Origin of the sequence: Paracoccus sp. PAR01, from assembly GCF_014851995.1 — a bacterium.
Classification (GTDB): Bacteria; Pseudomonadota; Alphaproteobacteria; order Rhodobacterales; family Rhodobacteraceae; genus Paracoccus; species Paracoccus litorisediminis.
The window spans coordinates 1-10,361 of the sequence record NZ_JACVAW010000045.1 but is presented as its reverse complement, the minus strand read 5'-3'; the positions used below and the strand labels follow the sequence as shown (position 1 = coordinate 10,361).

General features: G+C 60.2%; 15 protein-coding genes and 1 pseudogene. 6 read left to right on the top strand and 10 right to left on the bottom strand.

Annotation, left to right across the window (positions count from 1 at the left end):
• The 4 genes from IB235_RS25445 to IB235_RS24090 form a co-directional block, all read right to left on the bottom strand.
• Window positions 1–265: hypothetical protein (locus IB235_RS25445; RefSeq protein ID WP_225612605.1), on the bottom strand; the 265-nt coding region annotated here is incomplete at its 3' end.
• Window positions 265–450 (bottom strand): DUF3008 family protein, encoded by a 186-nt coding sequence (locus IB235_RS24100; RefSeq protein WP_192338888.1) that lies wholly within the window; start codon window positions 448–450, stop codon window positions 265–267. The genes IB235_RS24100 and IB235_RS25445, both read right to left, overlap by 1 nt.
• Before the next feature lie 53 nt (window positions 451–503).
• Window positions 504–800, bottom strand: coding sequence for a PRC-barrel domain-containing protein (locus IB235_RS24095; protein WP_155042539.1), 297 nt, complete (start codon window positions 798–800; stop codon window positions 504–506).
• Between the two features lie 34 nt (window positions 801–834).
• On the bottom strand, window positions 835–1,185 hold the full coding sequence (locus IB235_RS24090) for a PRC-barrel domain-containing protein (RefSeq protein ID WP_370576990.1): 351 nt from the start codon (window positions 1,183–1,185) through the stop codon (window positions 835–837).
• Window positions 1,186–1,357: 172 nt separating this feature from the next.
• Between IB235_RS24090 and IB235_RS24085 the strand changes: the two genes are divergently transcribed.
• From IB235_RS24085 to IB235_RS24075, 3 genes are all read left to right on the top strand, one after another.
• Complete coding sequence (locus IB235_RS24085; RefSeq protein WP_192338887.1) at window positions 1,358–1,774, top strand: sigma factor-like helix-turn-helix DNA-binding protein; 417 nt, start codon at window positions 1,358–1,360, stop codon at window positions 1,772–1,774.
• 71 nt (window positions 1,775–1,845) lie between these two features.
• Window positions 1,846–2,550 carry a Crp/Fnr family transcriptional regulator gene (locus IB235_RS24080; RefSeq protein ID WP_192338886.1) on the top strand — a complete coding sequence of 235 codons (705 nt, stop codon included), beginning with the start codon at window positions 1,846–1,848 and terminating at the stop codon, window positions 2,548–2,550.
• 9 nt (window positions 2,551–2,559) lie between these two features.
• The gene (locus IB235_RS24075) at window positions 2,560–2,808 is read left to right on the top strand and encodes a hypothetical protein (RefSeq protein WP_192338885.1); all 249 of its coding nucleotides are present in this window, start codon (window positions 2,560–2,562) and stop codon (window positions 2,806–2,808) included.
• 489 nt (window positions 2,809–3,297) lie between these two features.
• On the opposite strand, the gene IB235_RS24070 is transcribed toward IB235_RS24075, so the two are convergent.
• The gene (locus tag IB235_RS24070; protein WP_192338884.1) at window positions 3,298–3,480 is read right to left on the bottom strand and encodes a hypothetical protein; all 183 of its coding nucleotides are present in this window, start codon (window positions 3,478–3,480) and stop codon (window positions 3,298–3,300) included.
• Window positions 3,481–3,760: 280 nt separating this feature from the next.
• Between IB235_RS24070 and IB235_RS24065 the strand changes: the two genes are divergently transcribed.
• Both IB235_RS24065 and IB235_RS24060 read left to right on the top strand, forming a co-directional pair.
• Window positions 3,761–3,949 carry a hypothetical protein gene (locus tag IB235_RS24065; protein WP_192338883.1) on the top strand — a complete coding sequence of 63 codons (189 nt, stop codon included), beginning with the start codon at window positions 3,761–3,763 and terminating at the stop codon, window positions 3,947–3,949.
• A gap of 98 nt (window positions 3,950–4,047) precedes the next feature.
• Complete coding sequence (locus IB235_RS24060) at window positions 4,048–4,521, top strand: sigma-70 family RNA polymerase sigma factor (protein ID WP_192338882.1); 474 nt, start codon at window positions 4,048–4,050, stop codon at window positions 4,519–4,521.
• A gap of 85 nt (window positions 4,522–4,606) precedes the next feature.
• Here the strand turns inward: IB235_RS24060 and IB235_RS24055 are convergent, their stop codons facing one another.
• The gene (locus IB235_RS24055) at window positions 4,607–4,774 is read right to left on the bottom strand and encodes a DUF892 family protein (protein ID WP_370576989.1); all 168 of its coding nucleotides are present in this window, start codon (window positions 4,772–4,774) and stop codon (window positions 4,607–4,609) included.
• Between the two features lie 219 nt (window positions 4,775–4,993).
• Complete coding sequence (locus tag IB235_RS24050; protein ID WP_192338881.1) at window positions 4,994–5,215, bottom strand: hypothetical protein; 222 nt, start codon at window positions 5,213–5,215, stop codon at window positions 4,994–4,996.
• Here IB235_RS24050 and IB235_RS24045 point away from each other — a divergent pair.
• Window positions 5,214–5,858, top strand: coding sequence for a photosystem reaction center protein H (locus IB235_RS24045; RefSeq protein ID WP_192338880.1), 645 nt, complete (start codon window positions 5,214–5,216; stop codon window positions 5,856–5,858). The two genes, IB235_RS24050 and IB235_RS24045, sit on opposite strands and share 2 nt — an antisense overlap.
• Window positions 5,859–6,053: 195 nt before the next feature.
• Here the strand turns inward: IB235_RS24045 and IB235_RS24040 are convergent, their stop codons facing one another.
• The 3 genes and pseudogenes from IB235_RS24040 to IB235_RS24030 all read right to left on the bottom strand — a co-directional run.
• Window positions 6,054–7,073, bottom strand: a complete 1,020-nt coding sequence (locus tag IB235_RS24040) for a PHB depolymerase family esterase (protein ID WP_225612604.1) — start codon at window positions 7,071–7,073, stop codon at window positions 6,054–6,056.
• A 201-nt stretch (window positions 7,074–7,274) separates the two neighbouring features.
• Window positions 7,275–9,641 carry an AI-2E family transporter gene (locus IB235_RS24035; RefSeq protein ID WP_192338878.1) on the bottom strand — a complete coding sequence of 789 codons (2,367 nt, stop codon included), beginning with the start codon at window positions 9,639–9,641 and terminating at the stop codon, window positions 7,275–7,277.
• Between the two features lie 322 nt (window positions 9,642–9,963).
• Window positions 9,964–10,254: pseudogene (locus IB235_RS24030) on the bottom strand (integrase core domain-containing protein); the annotation flags it as partial.
• Between the last annotated feature and the right edge of the window lie 107 nt (window positions 10,255–10,361).

The following is a 10,361-nucleotide window of genomic DNA, read 5'->3' as shown; positions in this document are numbered from 1 at the left end:
GCGCATCGCGCTGAAATTGCGCAATCTTTGCGGAATCGAGATCGGTTCGCCCGCCTATGTCTGGGCTGCACCCTTCGGCAATACCAGCGACGGCCTGCCGATCATCGACAGGGTTCCGGGCTTCAGCCGCGCCCATGCCGTTATGGGCTTTGGCGGCAATGGCATCACGTTTTCCATGATCGCCGCCCAGATCATCGCGGCACCTCTTTCGGGCAAACGTGACCCTGACGAGGAGTTGTTTGCCTTCGCTAGGCCTCGCATTCATCACTGTTTCACATGCTCGGGCTTGCCCTTGCGTTTGGTGCTGGCCATTTCTTCCAGCTGGGCTTCGGTCATCGACTCTGCCATCTCTTTGGATGCACCGCGCAATTCGCCTTTCGGCGTCTCGTCGCGCTTTGCGGACAGAGCGGCACCCGCTGCCTTTTGCTGGGCTTTTGATTTGCCTGGCATTTTCAACCCCTGCTCAAGGTGGTGGCGGCACCGGTCGGTGCCGCCGGAAAAGGTCAATGGCGATGTTCCGGGAGAGCCTTGAGATCCTCCTTGCCATAGCGCGTCACGCCATGGACAGCACCGTCCTCGTCGCGCATGAAATCAATTTCCGTGATCCCGATCGCGACGGGCTTCACCCCAAGGCCCAGAAAACCACCGACATCGATGACGGCCTGCGCGCCCGGCCCCGATCCGTGCAGATGCGAGACGGTACCTACGCGCTCATCCTCGGGTCCGTAGATGGTCGCGCCCGAAAGCGCGGCATCGGTCAGCTCGGCCTCGTTCAGCCGCTGATGCAGAGTATGGTCCATTGTCAATTCCTCTTGGCTGATGTTTGCGGGGCATTCAGACCCAGTACGGCGGAATGCCGTAATAGTCGTAGGTCCGGGTCTCCCATTCGCGGTCCCGGTCCCAGTTTTCGCTTCGGGCGGGTGCGCCGGTCACCTGCGCCTCGGTCAGGTCAGTGACGAAGCCGCCCATGGCGAGATCGTAGCTGAGCGCGTGCCAGGGCACGGGCAAATGCTCTTCTCCAAGGCCCAGAAAACCGCCAAAGCCCATCACCGCATAGGCAACCTTGCCGGAAACCTTGTCGATCATCAGGTGGTCGATGGTGCCGATATGGCTGCCATCGCGGCCGTAAACCGCGGTGCCACTCACATTGGCCGACGAAACCAGTGCTCCAGTGGTATCATTCATCATGAGTTCCTTTCGCTCGGCTCACAGGCATCATTGAGGATGCGTCAGTGATGTTCCGGAACGGCTCTAACCTGCGACACCACGATTTGTTTCCGCCCGGCCTTACATATGTTGGCGCGGAATTCGACACATTCGGGCACCCTTGCCTCTTCCCCGAAAGCGAGTGGACCCGTTGGACCAAAATTCCCCGAATTCGCAGGAAGACCTGACCGCCCTGCGCACTTTTGCTCGTTTGGTACGCCCCGACGATCACAGCGCCGAGCAATTGCTGGAACGTACCCTGACTGAGGCAATCCGGCTGGCCGGGAATGGGTTGGAACGGCCGCTGCGCCGCGACTGGCTCTTGCGCCTGATCTGCCAATTTTCGCGCGAAGCAGGGACACGCCACGATTCGATGCCAGCGGGCCCCGGCGGTCCGTTGGTCCGGGCGCTGCGACATCTGTCAGGAAAGGACCGCGAGGCGATCATCTTGACCGATGTCCTGGGCCTTGCGCCGGAAGACGCCGCCGGGATCATGGGCTGCGACGCAGCCACTGCCGACCTCTATCGTCGGAATGCCCGGAGCGCCCTAAACGGCTGGCGCGAATAACCCGTAGCATGCCGGGAACAACCGGCGCAGACGTGGGTTGTCCGTCAGGACTCTGCTCGGGGTGAGGCATCATGCCGAACACGGTTGCGCGCAAGCTGGCGAATGGCGCGGCCTTGCAGGCCGACGACAAGGAAAGGCTGCGCGATCTGATCCGCGACTGGCGCACAGTGCCGGCGCGCACCGATATTATCCGGCATGGCGACGACCCCGAATTCGTTCATGCCATTCTTGAGGGGATCGCCTGCCGCTACAAGATCCTGCCCGACGGGCGACGCTCGATCATGGCTCTTCTGATTCCCGGCGACTGGTGTGACATGCATATCGCCATTCTGGGCCGGATGGATCACAGCATCGGCACGCTTACCCCCTGCCGGGTGGTGGACATCGCCCGCAGTGAGATCGAGGAACTGCTGCAAAACCATCCGCGCATCGCCCGCGCCATGTGGTGGGCGACGCTGGTCGATGAAGCTGTCCTGCGGGAGTGGCTGGTGAATATGGGAAAGCGGCGGGCCGATCGGCAAATGGCTCATCTGTTTTGCGAGCTCTACCTGCGCTTTGCTTCAATCGGCTGGGCAGAGGATTTTGCCCTGCCGATGACACAGGAGCAGCTTGCCGACACTTTGGGGATCACCGTGGTTCATGCCCAGAGGGTAATCGCGACCCTGCGCGATGACGGGCTGATCGATATCCGTGACCGCCAGATCGCCATTCCCGATATCCGACGCCTGATGGATTTTGCTGAGTTCGACCCGGACTACCTGCATCTGCCGTATTGAGAGGACGCGATGCCCCGCTATTTCTTCGACATAGACGACGGCCTACGACTGGTTGAAGACGATGCCGGGCAGGATCTGCCTGACAGGCGGGCGGCGCGCAACATGGCCCTTGCCTCACTGCCGCCGATTGCGCGGGACGTGATCCCGAATGGCAATCGTCACCGCATCACCGTCCTTATCCGCGATGAGGAGGATCGTCCCATCTTTCGCGCCCGATTGGAACTGCTCGCCGAATGGCTAGACGTACCGCCTGATTAACCCCACACCAAGCAAACCATTGGGTCGGACAGGAACATGCGAGTGCGGGCTGGCCTTGGCGATCACGCGGCACCCGACGACCAGCCGGACGCCGGGTGGAGAGTCGCGCCGAAAACGTGATGGGCGTGGCCTATGTGCAGTTCAATTTTGCGCATCTGCGGCACCCGCGCGGATCCTGCCGCAGGTCAGAAATGCGCCGCACACCATCTCGAACACAACATAATCGCGTGCCTCATTCCGCCCCGTCGGCTGACGGATGCGCGCGGCAATGCGTAACCTGCTGCAAACCGTGTCGACACGCTACGTCATCTGGCGCAAAAGCGAGATCTGCTTCATAGGGACGGTAGATCTGCGTCATGCTGGTTGAGGAATGCGCTTTTCTTGCCTACCCATCATGGGTCATGACGATCCATCGCAACCGCTTTTAGCAGAAGATCGAGATCCCGCTCGGCGGCTGATCTGCTACGATATTGGCCTGTTGAGCAAGCCTCAGGGCAGCAACCATCCGACGAGCAGCCATATCACCCCGGAAAACGCGGCCAAGGCCGCAATCAGTATCCACATGATACCGCGATCATCTCGCCGCCAGCGTTGATGGGGCTGGCGCAGTTGATTTTGTTCCCGAAGATCGGCACGCGGAGATGCGACTTGATCCTTCCTGAAATGTTTCATTTCCATTGTCCGATAGGGCGGGCAAGGACCAGCTGCCCCCTCCCTTGGCTCATCACGTCCGATGCGCGGTTCGGTAGAGCGCCAAGAATGTGAAATAGGCGTCAAGAACCAGAACCCGTCGGATTCGTTCCTGCAGAAACGCGTGCCGTCGGAACATCTGACGGGATGCGAGGTTTTTTGCCCCGCCCGGAAACAAATCCAACGGTTCGATGGTTTTCGCGTCTGCATTCTAGCCACTTTCGGCTAGAATGCTCGTCAGTCCAAAAGGATCAAGGAAATAATGGCGCAGGGAAAGGGTAACGACCCGCAGGACCCCGAGCTGGATCGTGCCTTGGCCGATCTGCTGGCGCAGACGCGCAATGAGCCGATCCCGCCGCGCTTGCGTGAGCTGGCCGACCGGTTGGCCCAAGCACTTGAGGCCAGCCAAATGCGGCAGAAAGGCGAGCCGCCGCGCGGCGGGCAGGACTGAGGTGACCCGCGGTTTCTCGCCCATGGCGGGAACGGTCCGGAACCCCGCACACCCCCCGATCATTGTGTTTATGACCCTTCGCCGCTGGGAATATCCCGATGCTGGAAGACGTGCTTGAACAAATCCCCGCATTGCGCGCCTACTCCCGTGCCCTTTGCCGCAACCATGCCGAGGCCGAGGATCTGGTGCAGGAAACCTTGCTGCGCGCCATCGAGCATGCGGGTGGCTTCACGCCGGGCACCAATCTGCGGGCGTGGCTGTTCACCATCATGCGCAACCGCTTCTACACCAATTGTCGAAAGGCAGCACGCGAGCGCACGGGGTCGGAAGATTGCGTCTCGGCCCAACCGCGGGTGCAGGCGACACAGGAATGGCATATGCAGTTTCTGGAAATGCGCGCCGCTTTGCGCGACATGCCTCCGCATTACCGAGAAGCGATCATTCTGGTCGGTGCCTTGGGGGAAAGCTATCTCGCGGCGGCCGCCATTCTGGGCTGCGACATCGGCACGATCAAAAGCCGCGTGAACCGAGCCCGGAACATGCTGCGCAAACAACTCGAGCCGGAAATCTAGGCGGGCCAGGCAATGCCCCGCCGCGCCCGGCTGGTTCAGGCGACTTCGACGGCCAGAAAATTGGCCTCGGTCTCGGCGATCTTGGTCAGGGTTTCGTCGTGGCGGATTCTTCGGCCAGGGTTTGGCCCAGCAGCTTGGCCGCATCGGCCAGACCCAGCAGCAGCTCCCATTCCTTTAGCGTGCCGTAACGGGCAATCTCGTAATGTTCGACCGCCTGTGCCGCGGCGATCGACCCGATCGAGGGGATGGGCACCGGGGCCTGAGCCGTGGTGATTGATTACGGCTCGCTGCCAAGCAGGTTTAGCGCCCGTCTAGGCATCTGATCCCGTCACCTCTTGGCGCCATCCTGAGTTTTGCGTCGAGGAGAACGGGGATTGCGCTTGAATTTAGGCCCATGCAACCATCCGTCACCTTGATAGAGGACACTCCCTTCGCTCAGCGCTGTCCGAAAATATAGACAGGCCCGCAGACCTCATGGCATCCGGATGGCCAACTGTTCGAGCAGAAGCCGCAACGCATCGATCCAAGCATTCAGTTCACGGCAGACTCCAATCGCAACAGCGATTTCGTCGCGAAGATGCACACGGACATGCTTAGGTAATAACGTGCGGTCATTCCGCGAACGGGCCGGGAACATTTCGGATCGATACGGGTTCGTGACGCCGGCGAAACCGCGCATGGGGGAAAATCCCATGACCCATCTTGTTACCGCGACGGCGTTCGTCCTGTCGCTTGGCCTTGGTGCAGCCGTGGCCCAGACCGCCCCCGATCCCGCCGCATCGGCGGCCGCCCCCTCGACCATGCCCGTCCCCCAGATCACCGCCCCGGAGGGCTTTCTGGCCGAACAGGTCGTGTTCAGCGCCGGCAATCTGGACGGTGCAACGGTCTATGATGCCACCGGCCAGCAGATCGGTGAGGTTCATGCGCTTGTCCTCAGCAATGGCGAGACCAGTCCCGCAGCTGCGATGCCGTCCCCCACAGTTGCACCGACGCCGGCTGACCCTGCTAAAGACGCGACCAGTGCGACGGGCGAAGCCCTAGCCGCAGCGGATGATACGATCAGCGGTGTCGGATCCGACGTGAATACTACGACGCCGACCGAGGCCACCACGCCTCCTGTGCAATTCGCCGATGGCGCAGCGACGACGCAGGGTGCTGATGTCACCGAGGCGATCATCGATGTTGGCGGGTTCCTTGGGATGGGCGAGCATCGCGTCGCCATCCCCATTAAAGAACTTGTTGCCTATCGCAAGGATACCGAGCTGCGGATCTACCTGCCTTGGACACGGGAACAGCTACTTGCACTGCCCCGCTTCGAAGATAAGCCCCCAGCCTGATGCCTGAATAAAGGGCCAGTCCATCTGATTGAGCTGGCCCCGTCGCCACTACTCGCCGGGACATGGCGGGTTTGGACCGATTGATTTCATCACGACGCCCTCCTGCGGAGCTGCTAACACTCTTCGGGCGGCGTCTGTTTTGAGTAAAAAAGCGAACCGCAGACCGCTTGAAGCAAACCACTTGTAGTTTGTCAGCTAATCTGAGGTCTGGGCCGAAGCCAGCCATGAGCGCTTCCGTGCCGACAGTTTGTGACGGATAAAGAAGCGAACCATCTCACGCGATGCATCCGGGCCCTTTGGGTCAGTGAAACGCCCTTTCGCAGTTCCGCCTGACCAGGCGTGACCTGATGCTTTGATACTCCAGTGCTCGACCAGCGGGCGTCCTGATCCTTTTCGATAGACTGTCTTAGTATAGGCGCGGCCATTCGGGGTCTGTCTGTTTGTAGCGGCACCATGCAGTGATTGATGGGGCTCACGTGCGCGGATGGCAACCAGCCGACCGTTTCTGGGATTGACCACAGGATCGTGACTGCCATGGAAAATGATCGTCGGGATGGGATGAATCAACCTCGCTCCGGGATTTCCACGCTGCATCGCAGTCATCGCCGAAGCCTGATCGCGGGCCGCGCCGGCAGGAAGACCGGAATGGACGCCAACAGCGGCAAAAAGTTCCGGATAAGTAGAGGTCATTAGCAGAGCCATTGAGGCGCCTGCTGATAGGCCGGCGATGTAGACCCGGGCGGGATCAACATTGTACGTTTGCAGAATTTCCCACGTCAGGCTGGCGAGAATTGCCGGCTCTCCTGCTCCCCGGTTTTGTACTGTAGGATGGAACCAGTTCCAGCATCGGTTAGGATGTGCGTCGCGTGCCTGGGCGGGATAAACGACGATCAGGCCGAACTGGTCGGCCAAGGCATTCATGCCAGTGCCGATGGCAAAATCGTCAGGCGTCTGACCGCAGCCATGCAGCATGACCAATAGGGGTGATGCCTTTGACGACCCACGGTTAGTGCTTGGCTCGTATATTTTATAACGCCTTGTGCCATGCTCACACTCATGCACACCCATGCGAAGGTGCATCGACGTATTGGCGCGAATGGCATCGCCAGTCTTCCGCTTCACCGTATTCGTTCCCGTAATCGCCTTCTTCGGCGTACTTCGCTTTTTACCGATCGCCGGTATCGGGGAGAGTGTTTTCAAAGCGGCCGCTGTCATGGAAGCAATATCAATGACTAGTCTCAACCTATTGATGAGGGGCGAAGCGGTCGTCCGAGTGCGTCGCGGTTTGGTGCTACGCCGTCGGCGTTTGATGGGTTTGACCATAAGTTAAACACTCCGGATAGGCTAATAGCTTGGGAAGGGGGGCTGTTCTGGGTCTGTCGTTGTCGACAGGTGCTATTTCGCATCTATGAACAGTCAATCCGGTACCCGTTGCCCCACGGCATTCGATGCGGGCTTTGCCTCGGGTGGCGGCTGATCGGATGCCTCCTCACCGGTGATAATCGAGACGACATCAACCGCCATTGCATCCAACAGCTTGACTTCGTCTTCAGTAAGTTTCCGCGGCTCCGGGTCCAAAAGACATAGCGCACCCAGCACCATCCCGTCAGCCGTCGTCAGCGGCGCCCCAGCATAGAATCGGGCCTGCCACAACTCGATCGCGGGGTGGTCGGCAAAACGTGGATCGCGATCGGTATCGGGCACGATCAGCACGTCACCCGATGATACAACATGATCACAGATCGCCTCGTGGCGCGGCATGGTAATCATGTCGCGGCTGTCGCGGGCCGGGTTGCCGGGCAGGTCGATGTTTTGCCCGATGATGAATTCGCGCGTGGCATCCACCGCCGAAATCATTGCGATCTTGACGGCAAAGACATCCGCGGCGCGTTTGGCCAGACCGTCCAGTTCTTCGCGCGCATGACCATCAAGGATGGCTGTCCCGGCAAGGGCCGCAACGCGCGCGGCATCATCTGCCGGAGCTTCGACCTTTTGCAACTGCTGAAGAGCTTCAGGTGCAAGGACACGATGGATGCGCCGGACGGCCTCGGCGACCGAGGTCACGACCTCATCGGCGCCCATCGCTGAAATCCGCTCGGGGTCCAGCAGCAACGCCGGAGCATTCCACAGCGCCAGCACGATCTTGCAGGCCGGCCAACGGCTGCGCAGGCGTCGGCAGAAAGCGCGCGCGGCCGCTTCGGGATCGCGGCTGAAATAGCTCAGGCATACGACCTCGACCCCGTCCAGATCCAACTTGGCAACATGGCGGGTCGTCACGATGCCTTCGCGCCGCTCGACCGCGTCGATGCTATCCAATGTCAGGGCATGGACCAGCATCTCGCAGGCAACGGAGTCGATTTCCCATTTGCCGCCAATGCAGGCGATACGCGGAGGCCCGGCCGGTGGAGGAGCTGGCGGATGGGATTCGCGCAGGTCGTCCAGCAGCAAATCCATTCCGTTTGCCACCCGCAGACGGTGTTCGGCACGGGCTGTAGCCAGATAGGCGTCACTGACCCGTCGCAGAATCTCGATCCCGTGGTCATTGTAGAATTCGGTCACGGTGCCTTCTGCAATTGCCTCTTCAGCGATTTTGATTGCCTCCTCAGGATCGTCGGCGATCAGCCGCTGATAGATCCGGGTCGACACATCCAAGACGGGTGTAGAACCCAGCAGTGTGTCCAAGAACTGCAATTGTGGCAGATTACGGCCGATCACGAGTAGACAGACCGTCAGCGGCGTAGACAGGATCAATCCCACCGGTCCCCAAAGCGCCGTCCAGAACGTCGCCGCCGCAATTAGCGAGATTGCAGACAGCCCGGTGCTCGTGCCGTAAAGCAGCGGCTCGACAATGTTGTTGCTGATCAGTTCAAGCGTGACGATTAGGACCAGCGTCCAGATCACCATGCTCCAACCTGGATCGACGGCGAAGGCAAGCGTCAGCGGAAAAATTGCCGAAAGCAACGCCCCGACATAAGGAATGAACCGCATCAGTGCGGCCAGCGCACCCCAAAGCAGCCAGCCGGGGACGCCGATGAACCACAGGCCTGTGGCCATCGGGATACCGTAGGTCACGTTCACCAACAACTGCATTAGCAAGTATTTCGATATCCGCTTGCCGGCCTCCTCCAGTGCATCCGTTGATCGATGCAAATCGCCGCCCAAAAGGCGTATCAGCCGGTCCCGCAGGTCGCCGCGATCGAGCAGCGCCAGGAACACAAAAACCAGCACAACACCTGCTGTCGCCAGCGGTGCTAGGGCAGGGGCAAGCCAGGCGACTGCGGTATGCAGCGGTGAGGCAGGCGGCTCGACGACCTGAACGCGCGGCAACGGTTGGGCATCTGCGGGCGGTTCGGGCGTAAGTTCGCTTTGCACGGTATCGACGGTCAACCATGCACCGTCAAAAATACCTGGGCCACTCATTTGCTCTCTGATGTCGTCGAACTTGGACCGGATTGTCCATTGATATGTCGGCAATTGCGCGCTGAGCGAACGGATCTGCGTGCCGATCAGTAAGGTCAGCCCAGCAAGAATAAAGCCGACGAAGGCCATCACTATCAACACCGAGACGATGCGCGGCAAGCCCCATCGGTTGAGCCAAATCGCCAACGGGCTCAACGCAAAGCTGATCAGGAAAGCAATAGCCAGAGGCACTAGCACCGTCCGGCCGATGTAAAGCGCGGCGATGACAATTGCAGCAACGATCAGGCAGGCGGCCAGACGAACGACATCGACCTGCCCGGACGCAGGCGGAGAGGCGGCTTCTGGTATGGGTTCTCGCAACATCATGGACCCTTCGGCAATCCGAATCTGGGCCACTATAACCGGGAGAGCCATCGGCACCGCACAGATAGATTCGCGCAAGTCTTGGCGACTTACCGAGGCAATCGAATGCGTACACGCTGACCGGACGCATCCGCCTCCTTCTGGACATGCATTGTCGTCCGTGGGGCGTTGCTGCCACGCCACAACGGCCACATTGGGGGTGTTGTAGACGCTATCAAGATTGACCTGCCCCCCATTGGTCCCTCGATCATAACGAGAGTCTGCCGGTTTGTGCGCTGCTCCCCAACCTTGGACCGCCGGAAGCTGGAGTTTTCCGGCTTGGTCATAGCGACGGGCTGGCTGCGTCGCCGGGATAGTGCAGGGTGATCGGGACGTTGTATCCGATCGCGCTGTGGGGTCGGTCTTCGTTGTAGTGTCTACGCCAAGTCTCCAACTTTTCGTTGGCATCGGCAAGGCTCATGAACCAGTGGGCGTTCAGGCATTCGGCTCTCAGCTTACTGTTGAACGCCTCGATAAAGCCATTGTCCGTTGGCTTTCCGGGGCGGGAAAAATCCAAGGTTACGTGCTTAGCATAGGCCCAGAGATCGAGGTCCCGCGAGATGAATTCGCTGCCATAGCACGTCGGGAACATTGGTCCGCTTAGAGGTTATGGCCGTGCGCGTAGCCCGCGAACTGCGCAGCGTGCGGCCATAACCGGCGCTCAGGTCTCTATGGTGGTGT